Raw genomic sequence first — 16786 nt, 5'->3', positions numbered from 1 at the left:
AGCCATGCCGGCAATAGTCCTGATCGGCGCCCAGTGGGGCGACGAGGGCAAAGGCAAAGCCACCGACCTGCTCGGCGGGCGCGTGCAGTGGGTGGTGCGCTACCAGGGCGGCAACAACGCCGGCCACACCGTCGTGTTGCCCACCGGCGAGAACTTCGCCCTGCACCTCATCCCGTCAGGCGTGCTGACGCCCGGTGTCACCAACGTGATCGGCAACGGCGTCGTGGTCGACCCCGGGGTGCTGCTCGACGAGCTGCAAGGCCTGCAGGATCGCGGCGTCGACACCTCGCGGCTGCTGATCTCCGCCGACGCGCACCTGTTGATGCCCTACCACGTCGCCATCGACAAGGTCACCGAGCGCTACATGGGCAGCAAGAAGATCGGCACCACCGGCCGCGGTATCGGACCCTGCTACCAGGACAAGATCGCCCGGATGGGGATACGGATGGCCGACGTCTTCGACCCCGAGCTGCTCGCGCAGAAGGTTGAGGCCGCCTGTGAGTTCAAAAACCAGGTGCTGGTGAAGATCTACAACCGCAAGGCGCTGGACCCGTCGCAGGTGGTCGAGACGCTGCTGGAGCAGGCCGAAAGTTTCAAGCGTCGCATCGCCGACACCCGGCTGCTGCTCAACGCGGCGCTGGAGGCCGGCGAAACGGTGCTTCTGGAAGGGTCGCAGGGCACCCTGCTCGACGTCGACCACGGCACTTACCCATACGTGACGTCGTCGAACCCGACGGCGGGCGGCGCGGCCGTCGGCTCGGGCATCGGCCCCACCCGGATCACCACCGTGCTGGGCATCCTCAAGGCCTACACCACCCGCGTCGGCTCGGGCCCGTTCCCCACCGAACTGTTCGACGAGCAGGGCGAGTACCTGTCCAAAACCGGCACCGAGTTCGGCGTCACCACCGGCCGGCGCCGCCGCTGCGGCTGGTTCGACGCCGTGGTGGCCCGCTACGCGACCAGAGTCAACGGCATCACCGACTACTTCGTGACCAAGCTCGACGTGCTGTCCAGCCTGGAAACCGTTCCGGTGTGCGTCGGATACACCGTCGACGGCAAGAGCACCCACGACATGCCGATGACCCAGAGTGTTCTGTCCCGCGCGCAACCGATCTACCAGGAACTGCCCGGCTGGTGGGAGGACATCTCCGGGGCGCGCGATTTCGACGAGCTGCCGGCGAAGGCGCGTGACTACGTCTCGCGGCTGGAAGAGCTTGCCGGAGCGCAGGTTTCGTGTATCGGGGTGGGCCCGGGCCGGGACCAGACGATCGTGCGCCGCGACGTGCTGGCGGCCCGCCCGTGACCGATGATCCCGACCGGCTCGACCCTGAATACCAGCGGCACGGCGGCTTTCCGGAGTACGGCGTCGCCAGCCCCGGGCCGGGTTTCGGGCGGTTCGTCACCGCGATGCGCCGCCTGCAGGACCTGGCGGTGTCCGTCGATCCCGCCGACGACCTGTGGGAGCAGGCCGCCGACCGCGCCGAGGCGCTGGCCGCCCTACTGGCGCCGTTCCGGGCCGCCGAAGGCCGGTCGCCGGCCGGCCGGACGCCGCAGCTGCCGGGCATGGGCAGCCTGCTGTTGCCGCCCTGGAAGATGACCAGGTTCGACGTCGACGGGGTGGAGATGCAGGGTCATTTCCAGCGGTTCCACGTCGGCGGCAACTCGGCGGTGCACGGCGGGGTGCTCCCGCTGCTGTTCGACCACCTCTTCGGCATGGTGGTGCACGCCGCCGGACGGCCGATCAGCAGGACCGGGTTCCTGCACGTGGACTACCGTAAGGTCACCCCGATCGACACCCCGCTGACGGTGCGGGGCCGTGTCACCGAAACCGCGGGGCGCAAGGCCTTCGTCGGCGCTGAACTGGTCGACGGTGACGACACGCTGCTGGCCGAGGCCAGCGCGCTGATGGTGCGGCTGCTGCCGGGCCAGCCCTAGGTGGTCTCGCTCGGACGTTCGTCGGGGTGGCGTGCACCGGGGGTCAGGTCACCGAACGTGAAGCCCTTGCGGAAAATCCGGCCTTGGTTCACCGGGTGGTCGCAACGGCTTCACGTTCGGTGCGGCCGGGCTGAATAGGGTCGACCCACACGCCTCGTCAGCCACATCTATCTGGCTGTGCTGCAGACCTGGTGACACGATCCTTAACGTCAGCCCAACTTATGAGCGCAACCACCCAGAGTTGACCTGTTGTGGGTCATGCAGCGCCAATCAATCTAGGGGATAGGTGTTTTCGGCTCGTCCCGCGACGTCCAGGCCTTGGGTTTGGTCTGTTCGGGGGTGGGCCGGGTGCGGCGGGTCGCCGCCGTCAGCTTCAGCTCCACAGCGTGACATGAACTTTGGGGCGAAACCGGGTCACGCCAACCCCGGTGCCGCGGATCATCGCCTGGGTGCATCGCGGTGTGGTGATAAAGCCGACCAGCTCCGACACCGCGGGCTGACGGGCCGACGGTGGCAGCGTCGACGCGCTCCACTGGCCCGACACCTGCAGCCCCGGCCCGGTCACGTGCCGCATACGGCCGGCGGCAAGGTCTTTGGCGACGGCGAACCCGATGGTCAGCGTGACCCCGCCGACGCGCTGCACCTCCTCGAGTGCGGCGGCGTCGCTCTGAAAGATCCGCTGCCGCACCTCCGGGATGGCCAGATTCCGCAGCATGCAGGCGATCTCACCGTCGGCACTGCCTGCTGACGGGCCGAGCATCCAGTCCTGCTCGCGCAGCTGTGCGGCGCTCGGAACACCTCGTGCCAGTGAGCTGTCCGGTGTCGTGACGGCGATGATCTGGTACTTCAAAAACGGCCGCACGACGAGTGCTTCGTCGGCGCAGTTTCGGCCGGCGGGGCCGAGTGCGATGTCCACCGCGCGAGACAGGATCAGGTCGTCGAACCGGCCGGCCGGATGCACGCTCAACTCGACGGACAAATCGTCTGCGCGCGAGGAGAACAACTCGATCAGTCCCGGGGCGGCGTGTTCGGCGAACGCACTGGACGCGGCGATGCGCAGCAGCCGCCGGCCGTGCGCGGCCTCGGTCACCTCGATCGCGGTTTGTTGTTGCAGCCCCAGGATTTCCACGGCCCGGCTGGCCAGCCGAAGGCCACCGGGCGTGAACGCCAGGCCCGCCCCGGTCCGGCTGAACAACGGGTCGTCGAGCTCCTTGCGCAGCGCCGCAATGTGCATCGACACGCCGGGGTCGGACAGGCCCAGCTCCGCGGCGGCCGCCCGCACCGAGCCCAGCCGCACCACCGCCGAATAGGCCCGAAGTTGAGCCGGGGTCATGACACGAAGCCTACTTTGGAAGCCGTGCGGGACGTGCTTGCCGACCTGATGTCGATCTGGTCCGCCGGGGACACGGCGGGCGTCGCAACCGTGGTGCGCACGTTTCGTTCTGCGCCGCGGCCGCCGGGCGCGGCGATGGTGGTGGCCCCGGACGGGACGGTCGGCGGGTCGGTGTCGGGCGGCTGCGTCGAGGGCGCGGTCTACGAGCTGGCCGTCGAGGTGGCCCGCACCCGGACACCGCGGCTGGAACGCTTCGGGGTCAGCGGCAGTCCCGAATCCGACGGAGCGTTCGCGGTCGGCCTGACCTGCGGCGGCGTCATTGACGTGTTCGTTGAGGCGGTCTGCGCCGAGACGTTCCCTCAGTTGGCCGAGGTGGCCGGCGACGTCGCGGCGCACCGTCCGGTCGCGGTGGCGACCGTCATCGCCCATCCCGACCCCGACCGGCTCGGACGCCGGCTGGTGGTCCGGCCGGACAGCGCCACCGGGTCGCTGGGCGCCGCCGGCGCCGACACCGCCGGCGCCGACACCGCCGTCATCGACGACGCCCGCGGCCTGCTCGCCGCCGGCCGCAGCGAGGTGCTGTGCTTGGGTCCGGACGGGCAGCGCCTGGACCAGGGCATGGAGGTCTTCGTCGCCAGCTATGCCCCGCGCCCGCGGATGCTGGTGTTCGGCGCGATCGACTTCGCCGCGGCCCTGGCGCGGCAGGGCTCGTTTCTGGGTTATCGGGTCACCGTCTGCGACGCCCGCGCGGTGTTCGCGACGGCGGCGCGCTTCCCGACCGCCGACGAGGTCGTCGTCGACTGGCCGGACCGCTATCTTGGCGCGCAGGCGCGGGCCGGCGCCGTCGACCGCGACACGGTGATCTGCGTGCTGACCCACGATCCGAAATTCGACATCCCGGTGCTGCAGGTGGCGTTGCGGCTCGACGTGGGCTACGTCGGCGCGATGGGGTCGCGCCGGACCCACCGGGACCGGCTGGCCAGGCTGCGGGACGCGGGCCTGAGCGACGCGGAGCTGAGCCGGCTGGCCAGCCCGATCGGGCTGGACCTGGGAGCTCGGACACCGGAGGAGACCGCCGTCTCGGTCGCGGCCGACATCGTCGCGCGGCGTTGGGGCGGCGGCGGCCGGCGGCTGTCCGACATCGACGGCCGGATCCACCACGACCCCCGCGACACCTGGTTCAGTGATCCCTGAACTTGCCGTTGACGCCCGGTTGGGCGCGGTGTGAGGGTGGTCACATGCAGGTGCCCGGACCTTTCGAATACGAACGCGCCACCAGCGTCGACCACGCCGTCGGCCTGCTGGACCGGTTGGGTGACGGGGCGATGATCGTCGCCGGCGGGCACAGCCTGCTGCCGATGATGAAGCTGCGGATCGCCAACCCCGAATATCTGATCGACATCAACGACCTGGCACTGGAGCTGGGGTATGTCGTCACCGACCCGACGCTGGTGCGCATCGGCGCCATGACCCGGCACCGGGACGTGCTGGAGTCCGATCCGCTGGCCGCCGTGTGCCCGATCTTCCGCGACGCCGAGCGGGTGATCGCCGATCCGGTGGTCCGTAACCGCGGCACCGTCGGCGGGTCGTTGTGCCAGGCCGATCCGGCCGAGGATCTGACGACGGTGTGCACCGTGCTGGGCGCGGTGTGCCTAGTCCGCGGCCCGTCCGGGGAACGCGAGATCGCCATCGACGACTTCACCGCGGGGCCCTACGAAACATCGCTGGCCCACAACGAGATGCTGATAGAGGTCCGGATACCGTTGCGGCACAACACATCCAGCGCATACGCGAAAGTAGAACGCCGGGTCGGCGACTGGGCCGTCACCGCCGCTGGAGCGACGATCACCCTCGAAGGTGGCGTGATTGCCTCCGCTCGTGTGGGTTTGACGGCGGTGAACCCCGACCCGGAGGCGTTGGCTGCGGTCGGGCAGACGCTGGTCGGGCGGGAGCCAAGCGACGACGTGCTGGCCGAGGCCGCTCAGCAGGCGGCGCAGGCCTGCGAACCGGTGACCGATATCCGCGGCACCGCCGAGTACAAGCGGCACCTTGCCGGCGAGCTGACCCGGCGCACACTGCGCACAGCGGTCGACCGGGTTCGCGCGACGAAGGAGTAGCCATGCAGGTGACGATGACCGTCAACGGTGAGCAGGTCAGCGCCGACGTGGAACCCCGGATGCTGCTCGTGCACTTTCTGCGGGATGAGTTGCGGCTCACCGGAACCCATTGGGGCTGTGACACATCCAACTGCGGAACCTGCGTGGTCGAGATGGACGGCGTGCCGGTGAAGTCGTGCACCGTGCTGGCCGCGATGGCGTCCGGTCACAGTGTGCGGACCGTGGAGGGCCTGGAGGACACCGCGTCGGGCGGGCTCGACCCGGTGCAGGAGGGTTTCATGCGCTGCCACGGTCTGCAGTGCGGTTTCTGCACACCCGGGATGATGATCACCGCCCGCGCGCTGCTGGACCGCAACCCCAACCCCGACGAACAGACCATCCGCGAGGCGATCTCCGGGCAGATCTGCCGCTGCACCGGCTACACCACCATCGTGCGCTCCATCCAGTGGGCGGCAGCGCATCCCAGGGAAGCGCAGGTGACGTCATGACCACGCTGGAGTCTCGTCCGCCGAGCCCGGAAGATGTGGCCGACAACGACCAGAAGCCGTGCGGGCACGGCCGGATGCTGCGCAAGGAGGATCCGCGTTTCATCCGGGGCCGCGGCACCTACGTCGACGACATCAACCTGCCCGGCATGCTGCACTGTGCGATCCTGCGTTCGCCGTATGCGCACGCCCGCATCGTCGCCGTCGACACCTCTGCGGCACAGGCACATCCGAAGGTGAAGGCGGTGGTCACCGGTGCCGATCTGGCCGAGAAGGGGCTGGCGTGGATGCCGACGCTGTCGAACGACGTGCAGGCGGTGCTGGCCACCGACAAGGTGCGCTTCCAGGGTCAGGAGGTGGCGTTCGTCGTCGCCGAGGACCGCTATTCGGCCCGAGACGCGCTGGAGCTGATCGAGGTCGACTACGAGCCGCTCGACCCTGTCGTCGACGCGCGCCGGGCGTTGGACCCCGGCGTTCCGGTGATTCGCGACGACCTGGAGGGCAAGAGCGACAACCACATCTTCGACTGGGAGACCGGTGACGCCGTCGCCACCGAGGCGGTGTTCGCCACCGCCGACGTCGTGGTCACCCAGGAGATGGTGTACCCGCGGGTGCATCCGGCGCCGATGGAAACCTGCGGCGCGGTCGCCGATCTGGATCCGGTCACCGGAAAACTGACGCTGTGGACCACCTCGCAGGCCCCGCACGCGCACCGCACGCTCTACGCGTTGGTGGCGGGTCTGCCCGAACACAAGATCCGGGTCATCTCGCCGGACATCGGCGGAGGTTTCGGCAACAAGGTGCCGATCTACCCCGGCTACGTGTGCGCGATAGTCGGATCGCTGTTGTTGGGCAAGCCGGTCAAGTGGATGGAGGACCGCAGCGAAAACCTCACCAGCACAAGCTTTGCCCGTGACTACATCATGGTCGGCGAGATCGCCGCCACCTCCGACGGCAAGATCCTGGCGCTGCGCGTCCACGTGCTGGCCGACCACGGCGCGTTCAACGGCCAAGCCGCTCCGGTGAAGTACCCGGCGGGGTTCTTCGGCGTGTTCACCGGCAGCTACGACCTGCAGGCTGCCTACTGCCACCAGACCGCGGTGTATACCAACAAGGCGCCCGGCGGGGTGGCCTATGCCTGCTCGTTCCGCATCACCGAGGCGGTCTATCTGGTGGAGCGGATGGTGGATTGCCTGGCCTACGAGCTGAAAATGGACCCGACCGAACTGCGACTGCAAAACCTGATCAAACCCGAACAGTTCCCGTACACGACCAAAACCGGCTGGGTCTATGACTCGGGCGACTACGAGACCACCCTACGCAAAGCCATGGAGATGATCGGCTACAAGGCGCTGCGCGCCGAGCAGAAAGAGCGACGTGCCCGCGGTCAGCTGATGGGCATCGGGATGTCGTTCTTCACCGAGGCGGTGGGCGCCGGCCCCCGCAAAGACATGGACATCCTCGGGCTCGGAATGGCCGACGGCTGCGAGCTGCGGGTACATCCTACCGGGAAAGCCGTTGTGCGGCTTTCGGTTCAGACGCAAGGGCAGGGACACGAAACGACGTTCGCCCAGATCGTCGCCGAGGAGCTGGGCATCCCGCCCGACGACATCGAGGTGGTGCACGGCGACACCGACCAGACCCCGTTCGGGCTGGGAACCTACGGCAGCCGTTCGACCCCGGTATCGGGTGCGGCCGCGGCATTGGTCGCCCGCAAGGTACGCGACAAGGCCAAGATCATCGCGTCGGGCATGCTGGAGGTCTCGGTCGCCGACCTGGAATGGGCGAAGGGCTCGTTCCACGTCAAGGGTGACCCGTCGGCCTCGGTGACCATCGCTCAGATCGCAATGCGAGCGCACGGTGCGGGCGATCTGCCGGACGGCATCGAAGGTGGACTGGACGCCGAAGTATGCTACAACCCAACCAATCTGACGTATCCGTATGGCGCGTACTTCTGCGTCGTAGACGTCGACCCCGGCACCGGCGTGGTCACGGTGCGCCGATTTCTGGCGGTCGACGACTGCGGCACCCGGATCAACCCGATGATCATCGAAGGCCAGGTGCACGGTGGCATCGTGGACGGGATCGGGATGGCGCTGATGGAGATGATCGCGTTCGACGAGCAGGGCAACTGCCTGGGCGGCTCGCTGATGGACTATCTGATCCCGACCGCGCTGGAGGTGCCGCACCTGGAGACCGGGCACACCGTCACCCCGTCGCCGCACCATCCGATCGGCGCGAAGGGCATCGGCGAGTCGGCCACCGTCGGGTCGCCGCCCGCCGTGGTCAACGCCGTAGTGGATGCGTTGGCGCCGTTCGGGGTCCGGCACGCAGACATGCCGTTGACGCCCTCGCGGGTGTGGGAGGCCATGCGGGGCCGCGCGGCACCGCCAATCTAGCGTGGCGAGGATGACCATCAGCGAACGCGCTGAACAACTTTCGCGTGACCGGACCCCGTTCGTGCACGCGACGGTGGTACGGGCCCAGCAGCCGACCTCGGCGCGTCCGGGTGATCAGGCGATAGTGCTGGCCGACGGGACGATCGAGGGGTTCGTCGGCGGGCACTGCGCGCAGAACTCAGTGCGCACGTCCGCGCTCGGTGCGCTGCAGGCCGGCGAGAGCGTGCTGCTGCGGGTGTTGCCCGACGGTGACGTGCACTTCCCGGAAGCTACCGGCGCCCGCGTCGTCGTCAACCCGTGCCTGTCCAGCGGCGCGCTGGAAATCTTTCTGGCCCCGCAGCTCCCGGCCCCGCTGATCGTGATCCACGGTGCCACCCCGATCGCCGACGCGCTGACCCGGTTGTGCGAGACCCTCGGCTACCAGACGTGCCGCGACGACACCGAGCCGCCATTCGTCGCCACCGCGGTGGTGATCGCCAGCCACGGCGGGCCGGAAGGTGACATCGTCCGCGCGGCACTTGACGCCGGGGTCGGCTACGTCGGTCTGGTGGCCAGCACGGTCCGCGGCGCGGCGATCCTGGACGGGCTGCACCTGTCCGCGCAGGAGCGGGCCCGGGTGCACACCCCGGTCGGGCTGGCCATCGGCGCCACGACGCCGGCGGAGGTGGCGGTGTCGATCGTCGCCGAGCTGATCAAGAGTATGCGGGTCGATGGTCTGCCCGTGAGCGGGTCGAAGGTCGGTGCGTGACGGTGCCGCGGGTGACCGGTGTCGTGTTGGCGGCCGGTGGCTCACGTCGGCTCGGCACACCCAAACAGGTTCTGCCATACCGGGATACGACGTTGCTCGGGGCCACTCTCGACGCCGCGCGCGCCGCCGGGTTCGATCAGCTGATCGTCACCCTGGGCGGTGCGGCGGCCGCGGTGCGCGCGGTGGTGGGCCTAGACGGTGTCGACGTGGTGCCCGTCGACGACTTCGGCGCCGGGTGCGCGGCGTCGCTGCGGGTCGCGGTGGGTCGTGTCGAACCCGGTGCCGCGGGTATCGTGCTGATGCTCGGCGATCAGCCGGGTGTGCAGCCGGCCGTGCTGCGCCGGCTCGCCGCCGAGGGACCGGCGAGCACGGTGACGGTATGCCACTACTCCGACGGGGTGGGGCACCCGTTCTGGTTGAGCCGCAGCGTGTTCGGTGAACTCGCACGGCTGCGCGGTGACAAGGCGGTGTGGCGGCTGCTGGAGTCGGGCCGGTTCCCGGTTCGTGAACTGGCGGTGGACGGGGCCGTTCCGCCGGACGTCGACACCTGGGACGACTACCGGCGACTATGCGAATCGGTGTCGCGGTGACACTGTTTGTCGGCGTCGACGACGTCATCGGCCGGTTCGACGCGCACGACTTCTTGCTCGATGTCGGCACCGCGTCGGCGGTCTACCTGGCGGTGACGCTCGGCCGGCCGCTGCTACTGGAAGGCGAGCCCGGGGTCGGCAAAACCACGGCGGCCAAAACGCTTGCCACGGTGCTGGATACACCGCTGGTCCGGCTGCAGTGCTACGAGGGGCTGACCGCCAGCGAGGCGCTCTACGACTGGAATTACCAGCGTCAGCTACTGTCGATCAGGCTGGCCGAGGCGCGCGGCGCCGGTATCGACGAAGCCGACCTCTACACCGAGCGGTACCTGGTCGACCGGCCCATCCTGCAGTGCGTGCGGCACCGCGGGCCCACACCGCCGGTGCTGCTGATCGACGAAATCGACCGGGCCGACGACGAGTTCGAGGCGCTGTTGCTGGAGTTCCTGGGGGAGTCCGCGGTCACCGTCCCGGAGCTGGGCACTTTCGTCGCCGAACGCCCACCGGTCGCGGTGCTCACGTCCAACCGCAGCCGCGACCTGCACGACGCACTGCGGCGGCGCTGCCTGTATCACTGGATCGACTATCCGGAGCCGTCGCGGGCAGCGGCGATTGTCCGCCGGACGGTGCCCGGGGCGACGGCGCCACTGATCGAGCACGCCACCCATTTCGTTTCCGCTGCAAGAGATCTCGACCTGGACAAGCCGCCCGGCATCGCCGAGACCATCGACTGGGTCGCCGCGCTGGTGTCGCTGCAGGTCGCCGACCTCGCCGATCCCGGCGCGCTGACCAGCCTCGGCGCCCTGGCGAAAACCCCCGACGACGCCACCCTGGTCCGCGGCGCGCTGGCCGGCTACAGCAACACCTGAGAGGACGTCATGAAGATTGCCAACGAGTTCACCGTCAGCGCCCCGATCGAAGCGGCCTGGGATGTGCTGACCGACTTGGAACAGGTGATCCCGCTGATGCCCGGAGCGTCGCTGGTCGGCCGGGACGGCGAGGATTTCCTGGGCAAGGTCAAGGTCAAGGTCGGCCCGGTGACCAGTGAATTCAGCGGCAAGGCACGCTTCGTGGAGCAGGACCGCGACCAGCACCGCGCCGTCATCGACGGCAAGGGCAGGGAGGCGCGCGGCACCGGCAACGCGGCCGCCACCGTCACCGCCCAGCTGCACGAGGCCGGGGAGCGTACCCGCGTCACGGTCGACACCGACCTGAAGATCGTCGGCAAGCTCGCCCAGTTCGGCAGCGGCATGCTGCAGCAGGTGTCGGAGAAGCTGCTCGGCCAGTTCGTGGATGCCCTGGAGGCGAAGCTGGCGTCGCAAAAGCCGGGCGCCGCAGACGAGCCCGTCGTCGACACCGCGCAAACACCCGCCGAGCCGGCTCCCATCAACCTGATCGACCTAGCCGCCGGCACGAAGCTGCGCGGCTACGCGCTGGCGCTGGCGGCGGCATCGGTGTTGGTGGTCCTGGCGTGGTGGCTGCGCCGCCGACGGTGAGCGCCGCGGCGTTGTTTCCGGGGGTCGACCTGGCCGCGTTCGCGACGGCCGTGGTGGCCCGGCTGCGCGACGCCGGCGTGCTGGTGTCGGCCAGCGGTCCGGCGGGTTTCGTGCAGGCACTTCGAAAGCTACGGCCGCACAACCGTTCTGAGCTGTATTGGGCTGCGCGGCTGACCCTGGTCAACCGGATGGAGGACCTGAACCCGTTCGATTCGGTGTTCGCCGCCGTCTTCGGCGACGCCCCGGCGGGCGTGCCAGCGCGGGCGTGGACCACCGGGTCCACCGCGCCGGGTGCGCGCCGGCGGCCGGGTGCCGACGGCGCCGCCGCCCTGCCGTGGGCAACCCCGCGCAAGCGCGCGAGCGGTCGCGAGCGCGCGGTGGCCGACCCGCTGCCCAGCCGCCTAGTGGCCCGCATCGCGGAGCCTTTCGACCATTTCGACCCCGACGATCTGCGGCTGCTCGGGTTGTGGCTGGAGCGGTCGGTGGCGCACTGGCCGCGCCGGCGCACGCTGCGGCTGGAGTCCAGCCGGCACGGCAAACGAATCGACCTGCGCCGGACCATGACCGGGTCGCGGTCGACCGGCTGGGAGGTGGTGAATCTGGCCCGCACCCGCCGGCGCCGCCGGCTGCGGCGGGTGGTGCTGGTCTGCGACGTCAGCCGGTCGATGCGGCCGTACGCGGCGATCTACGTGCACTTGATGCGGGCCGCGCTGCTGCGCCGGGCCGGTATCCGCCCCGAGGTGTTCGCGTTCTCGACGACGCTGACCCGGCTGACGTCGGCGCTGGCGCACCGCTCGCCCGAGGTGGCGCTGGACCGGGCGAACGCGAAGGTCACCGACCGGTTCGGCGGAACGCATCTTGGTCGCAGCGTCGAGGCGCTGTTGGCCGCGCCGCACGGCAACGCGCTGCGCGGCGCGGTGGTGATCGTCGCCTCGGACGGCTGGGACAGTGATCGGCCCGAGGTGCTCGGGCACGCGTTGGCCCGGGTGCGCCGCCGCGCCGAACTGCTGATCTGGCTCAACCCGCGGGCCGCCGACAGCGGGTACCGGCCGCTGACCAGATCGATGGCGGCAGCCCTGCCGCACTGTGATTTGTTCCTGCCGGCTCACTCGCTGGCGGGGTTGCGGGAGCTGTTCGCGGCGCTGGCCGGCCGGGGGTGAGCGGGCCGATAGCCTCAGCCTGGAGCCGGACTGTGACCGGTGCAGCCACGCCGCGGGCGCCGCCCGAATGCTGGCGTCTGCCCGCGCGGCGAAGTGTGCGAGACTCGGGCGGGTGAGCTACGCCGGAGACATCACGCCGCAGCAGGCGTGGCAGCTGCTGGCAGACAACCCGCAGGCGGTGCTGGTCGACGTGCGCACCGACGCCGAATGGTGTTTCGTCGGTGTTCCCGACTTGTCCAGCCTGGGCCGGGAGGTCGTCTGCATCGAATGGAACAGGGTCGACGGGCGCCGCAACGAGTGCTTCGTCGCCGACTTGCTGGAACAGGTGCCGGCCCGCCGGGACCGGCCGGTGGTATTCGTGTGCCGCTCGGGTCACCGTTCGATCGGCGCCGCCGAAGCCGCGACCGCGGCCGGTATCACCCCGGCCTACAACGTGCTCGACGGCTTCGAAGGCCATCTCGACGCCGCCGGCCACCGGGGCGCGACCGGATGGCGCGCGTGTGGCCTGCCGTGGACGCAGTCGTGACCGGGCAAGCGTCGATCCGCACACCACCGCCGCTGCCCGACGGCGTAGGTCCGGCCACCATCGGGGTGCGCGGCGGAGTGCTGCGTTCGCAGTTCGACGAGACGGCCGAGGCGATGTATCTGGCGTCGGGGTATGTCTACGATTCCGCGGCCGACGCGGAGCGGGCGTTCGCCGGCGAGACCGACCGCTACGTGTATTCCCGCTACGGCAACCCGACTGTCACCATGTTCGAGGAACGGCTGCGCCTGATCGAAGGCGGGCCGGCGGATCGAGACCGTCTTCGTCGACGGCGACAACCTCGACCAGTGGGAGCAGGCCCTCTCGCTGCCGACCCGGGCGGTGTTCTTCGAGACACCGTCGAACCCGATGCAGTCGCTGGTGGACATCGCGGCGGTGGTCGAGCTTTCCCACGCTGCCGGGGCGAAGGTAGTGCTGGACAACGTGTTTGCCACACCGCTGCTGCAACGGGGCTTTCCGCTGGGTGTCGACTTGGTGGTGTATTCCGGCACCAAGCATCTGGATGGGCAGGGCCGGGTGCTGGGTGGGGCGATCCTCGGCGACCGGCAGTACATCGACGGCCCGGTACATAAGCTTATGCGGCACACCGGTCCGGCGATCAGCGCCTTCAACGCCTGGATACTGCTGAAAGGCCTTGAGACGCTTGCTGTTCAAGTCTACTACAGCAACGCTTCGGCGCAGCGGATCGCCGAATATCTGCAGGGTCATCCGGCGGTGCGGTGGGTGCGCTACCCGTACCTGGCGTCGCACCCGCAGTACGAGTTGGCCAGGCAGCAGATGTCCGGCGGCGGCACCGTCGTCACGTTCGAGCTCGACGCGCCGGAGCACGCCGCCAAGCAGCGGGCCTTCGACGTGCTGGACAAGCTTCGGCTGATCAACATCTCCAACAACCTCGGCGACGCGAAATCCCTTGTCACCCATCCGGCGACGACAACCCACCGGGCCATGGGGCCGGAGGGGCGCGCGGCCATCGGGCTGGGCGACGGCGTGGTCCGCATTTCGGTGGGCCTGGAGAACACCGACGACCTGATCGCCGATCTGGAGCAGGCATTGCGCTGACGCGCCCGCTGCACGGGCCGTCGAGAAACACGCCGCGCGACGCGACGCGCAAATGCCGGGGATGGCGGTTCGGGCGACTTATCGTCAATTTGTGCGTCGTCGAGCGGTTCTGCAACTGCCGCTGCTGCTGGGCGCCGGAACGGCGTTGATGCGTGCTCCCCGGGCCGCCGCCGATCCCGGCCGGTGGTCGGTTGACCGTGCCAAAATGTGGTATGAGGAACAAGGTTGGCTGTTGGGCGCGAACTACATTCCCGCCACCGCCATCAACCAGCTGGAAATGTTTCAGGCCGCGACGTTCGACCCTCGGCGCATCGACGCCGAACTGGGCTGGGCGCAGTTTCACGGCTTCAACACGATGCGGGTGTTTCTGCACGACCAACTGTGGGCAACCGACCGCCGCGGCTTCCAGCAACGCCTTTCGCGGTTCGTAGCGATCGCGGCGCGTCACCGCATCAAGCCGATGTTTGTCTTGTTCGACTCGTGCTGGGATCCATCCCCCAAGTCCGGGCCGCAGCGTGCCCCACGCCCCGGTGTGCACAATTCCGGGTGGGTGCAAAGCCCGGGCGCCGAACGCGTCGGCGACCGCCATTACCGGAACGTGCTGCGCGACTACATCACCGGGGTGGTCGGCCAGTTCCGCAGCGACGAGCGGGTGCTGGGCTGGGATGTGTGGAACGAACCCGACAATCCGGCCCGCCAGTACCGCGGCGTCGAGCGCGGCGACAAACAGCAACTGGTGGCCGAGCTGTTGCCCCAGGTTTTCCAGTGGGCCAGGTCGGTCAACCCGAGGCAGCCGTTGACCAGCGGCGTGTGGCAGGGCTACTGGGCAGACCCTCGGCAGCGCAGCACCATCGCGGACATCCAGCTGGGCAATTCCGACGTCGTCAGCTTCCACTCGTATGCCGGACCGGCCGGCTTCGAGAACCGCATCGGCGAACTTGCCCCGCTGGGACGCCCGATCCTGTGCACCGAGTACATGGCCCGTCCGCTGGGCAGCACCGTCGAGAGAATCCTGCCGATTGCTAAGCGCCACAACGTGGGCGCGTTCAACTGGGGCTTCGTGGCCGGCAAGACCCAGACGTATTTCCCCTGGGACTCGTGGGACCATCCCTACCCGTCGATACCCAAAGTGTGGTTCCACGACCTGCTACACTCGGACGGCAAACCTTACCGGGACAATGAAATCCAGGCGATCCGCAGGCTGAGCACCAGCAGTTCGTCCTAGTGGTCACCGAGTCACTGAGAGTGGTCTGTGGGTGAAAGGCTCTGCGCTGGAGCTGAATTCGATTTCAACGAGTGGGCGCAGCTATCCGGCGGCGTGCTGTTCGGCGTGTTCGGCGTGCTCGGCTGCGGCCAGGACCTCCTGGGTTTGGGCGGCCACCATGCTCATCGCCAGCCTGGCGTAGATCATCTGGCTGGTGATCGCCATCTGCCCGCGACCGCGGCCCATGAAGGAGATGAACCACGCGAGCACCGTGGTGAAGCGGTTTTTGAACCCGACGAGGTAATACAGGTGCAGCACCAGCCAGGCCAGCCACGCGATGTATCCGCCGAACTCCAGCTTGCCGACCTTCGCGACGGCGCTGTGCCGCGAGATGGTCGCCATGCTGCCCTTGTCGAAATACGTGAAGGGCTTGCGCTCGGCCGGGTCGTCGCGGCCCTTGACCGCGCATTTGATCGCCTTGGTCGCGTACGTCGCGCCCTGGATCGCCCCCTGCGCCATCCCGGGCACGCCGGGCACGGCCATCAGGTCGCCGACGACGAAGACGTTCGGGTGGCCCTTGACCGTCAGATCCGGCTCCACCAAAACCCTTCCGGCACGGTCGACTTCGGTGCCGTCGGACTGCTCGGCGAGCCTTTTCCCCAGCGGGCTCGCCGCGACGCCGGCCGCCCACACCTTGCACGCGCAGTCGATGCGGCGTTGCGCGCCGGTTTCGTCCTTGATCTGGATGCCGCGGTAGTCGACGTCGGTCACCATCGCGTTGAGCTGGATCTCGACACCCATCTTCTCCAACCGGCGTGCCGCTTTGCGGCCCAGATTCTCGCCCATCGGCGGCAGCACCGCGGGCGCGGCGTCGAGCAGGACCACCCGGCAATCGCTGGGCTTGATGGTGCGAAATGTGCCGGCCAGGGTGCGGTGGGCGAGTTCGACGATCTGGCCTGCCACCTCGACCCCTGTCGGCCCGGCGCCGACCACCACGAAGGTCAGCCGGCGGTCCCGGTCGGCGGGATCGGTGGTGACCTCGGCTGCTTCGAACGCGCCCAGGATCCGGCCGCGCAGCTCCAGGGCGTCGTCGATGGTCTTCATCCCCGGCGCCCAGGTGGCGAACTGGTCGTTGCCGAAATAGGACTGCTGGGCGCCGGCGGCGACGATGAGGCTGTCGAACGGCGTCACCGTGTTCATCGCCATCAGCCGGGAGGTCACCGTTCGGGCGTGCAGGTCGATGCCCACCACCTCGCCGAGCAGCACGCGCGCATTCTTCTGCTTGCGCAGGATCAGCCGGGTGGTCGGGGCGATCTCACCCTCGGACAGGATTCCGGTGGCCACCTGGTAGAGCAGCGGCTGGAACAGGTGGTTGGTTGTCTTGGAGATCAGCGTGACGTCGACGTCGGCGCGTTTGAGCGCCTTGGCCGCGGTCAGGCCGCCGAAGCCGGACCCGATGATGACGACGCGATGTCGGTTGGCGACGGCCGTGGTCATGGCTCCTCCTTGTGGTCGTTGCGCGATGCGGCGTCACGGGTGGGGCGTCGCCCATGACGGTAGTCGTCCGTGTGCGGGCCGTCGGCGACTTCTCGACAAGTCCCCGCTCGCGGCCGGCCCGAAACCTGTCGGTGTCGACAGCGCCGGCACGTCGTACGCGTCGACTGTGCGCCCACGGCGTCGACTGTGCGCCCAGGGCGTCGACTGTGCGCCCACGGC

15 protein-coding genes and 1 pseudogene are annotated in these 16786 nt (G+C 69.0%); 14 read left to right on the top strand and 2 right to left on the bottom strand.

The annotated features are described in order from the left end of the window. Positions 1-4 precede the first annotated feature (4 nt). Both ABDW21_RS12250 and ABDW21_RS12245 read left to right on the top strand, forming a co-directional pair. Positions 5-1303, top strand: a complete 1299-nt coding sequence (locus tag ABDW21_RS12250; RefSeq protein WP_343710492.1) for an adenylosuccinate synthase — start codon at positions 5-7, stop codon at positions 1301-1303. After that, complete coding sequence (locus ABDW21_RS12245; protein ID WP_343710491.1) at positions 1300-1935, top strand: PaaI family thioesterase; 636 nt, start codon at positions 1300-1302, stop codon at positions 1933-1935. The genes ABDW21_RS12250 and ABDW21_RS12245 overlap by 4 nt, the downstream gene beginning before the upstream one ends. A gap of 373 nt (positions 1936-2308) precedes the next feature. Here the strand turns inward: ABDW21_RS12245 and ABDW21_RS12240 are convergent, their stop codons facing one another. Next, positions 2309-3268 (bottom strand): LysR family transcriptional regulator, encoded by a 960-nt coding sequence (locus ABDW21_RS12240; RefSeq protein ID WP_343602060.1) that lies wholly within the window; start codon positions 3266-3268, stop codon positions 2309-2311. Between the two features lie 24 nt (positions 3269-3292). Between ABDW21_RS12240 and ABDW21_RS12235 the strand changes: the two genes are divergently transcribed. From ABDW21_RS12235 to ABDW21_RS12180, 12 genes and pseudogenes are all read left to right on the top strand, one after another. Then, the gene (locus ABDW21_RS12235) at positions 3293-4462 is read left to right on the top strand and encodes an XdhC family protein (protein ID WP_343710490.1); all 1170 of its coding nucleotides are present in this window, start codon (positions 3293-3295) and stop codon (positions 4460-4462) included. Between the two features lie 44 nt (positions 4463-4506). Beyond that, a complete protein-coding gene (locus ABDW21_RS12230; protein ID WP_343602062.1) occupies positions 4507-5385 on the top strand; it encodes a xanthine dehydrogenase family protein subunit M in 879 nt (292 codons plus the stop codon). A 2-nt stretch (positions 5386-5387) separates the two neighbouring features. After that, a complete protein-coding gene (locus tag ABDW21_RS12225; RefSeq protein WP_343602063.1) occupies positions 5388-5873 on the top strand; it encodes a (2Fe-2S)-binding protein in 486 nt (161 codons plus the stop codon). Continuing rightward, positions 5870-8269, top strand: coding sequence for an aerobic carbon-monoxide dehydrogenase large subunit (locus ABDW21_RS12220; RefSeq protein ID WP_343602064.1), 2400 nt, complete (start codon positions 5870-5872; stop codon positions 8267-8269). Before ABDW21_RS12225 ends, ABDW21_RS12220 begins: the two co-directional genes overlap by 4 nt. 10 nt (positions 8270-8279) lie before the next feature. Next, the gene (locus ABDW21_RS12215) at positions 8280-9017 is read left to right on the top strand and encodes an XdhC family protein (RefSeq protein WP_343602065.1); all 738 of its coding nucleotides are present in this window, start codon (positions 8280-8282) and stop codon (positions 9015-9017) included. Further along, positions 9014-9607: an NTP transferase domain-containing protein gene (locus ABDW21_RS12210; protein WP_343602067.1), complete on the top strand. Its 594-nt coding sequence runs from the start codon at positions 9014-9016 to the stop codon at positions 9605-9607. Before ABDW21_RS12215 ends, ABDW21_RS12210 begins: the two co-directional genes overlap by 4 nt. Further along, entirely contained in the window at positions 9586-10476 is an 891-nt protein-coding gene (locus ABDW21_RS12205) for a MoxR family ATPase (RefSeq protein WP_343602069.1), read from the top strand. Before ABDW21_RS12210 ends, ABDW21_RS12205 begins: the two co-directional genes overlap by 22 nt. Positions 10477-10485: 9 nt before the next feature. After that, a complete protein-coding gene (locus ABDW21_RS12200) occupies positions 10486-11103 on the top strand; it encodes an SRPBCC family protein (protein WP_343602070.1) in 618 nt (205 codons plus the stop codon). Next, positions 11100-12263: a VWA domain-containing protein gene (locus tag ABDW21_RS12195; protein ID WP_343602074.1), complete on the top strand. Its 1164-nt coding sequence runs from the start codon at positions 11100-11102 to the stop codon at positions 12261-12263. Before ABDW21_RS12200 ends, ABDW21_RS12195 begins: the two co-directional genes overlap by 4 nt. 112 nt (positions 12264-12375) lie before the next feature. After that, positions 12376-12789: a rhodanese-like domain-containing protein gene (locus ABDW21_RS12190; protein WP_343602071.1), complete on the top strand. Its 414-nt coding sequence runs from the start codon at positions 12376-12378 to the stop codon at positions 12787-12789. Continuing rightward, positions 12786-13866 (top strand): annotated as a pseudogene (locus tag ABDW21_RS12185) (PLP-dependent transferase). Before ABDW21_RS12190 ends, ABDW21_RS12185 begins: the two are co-directional and overlap by 4 nt. Positions 13867-13957: 91 nt before the next feature. Continuing rightward, complete coding sequence (locus ABDW21_RS12180) at positions 13958-15091, top strand: 1,4-beta-xylanase (protein WP_343602072.1); 1134 nt, start codon at positions 13958-13960, stop codon at positions 15089-15091. A gap of 81 nt (positions 15092-15172) precedes the next feature. Here the strand turns inward: ABDW21_RS12180 and ABDW21_RS12175 are convergent, their stop codons facing one another. Then, entirely contained in the window at positions 15173-16567 is a 1395-nt protein-coding gene (locus ABDW21_RS12175) for an NAD(P)/FAD-dependent oxidoreductase (protein WP_343602073.1), read from the bottom strand. Between the last annotated feature and the right edge of the window lie 219 nt (positions 16568-16786).

The organism is Mycobacterium sp. (genome assembly GCF_039583805.1).
Lineage (GTDB): Bacteria > Actinomycetota > Actinomycetes > Mycobacteriales > Mycobacteriaceae > Mycobacterium.
Note: the sequence above shows the minus strand (reverse complement) of the source record. Positions and strands in the feature narration are given on the sequence as shown.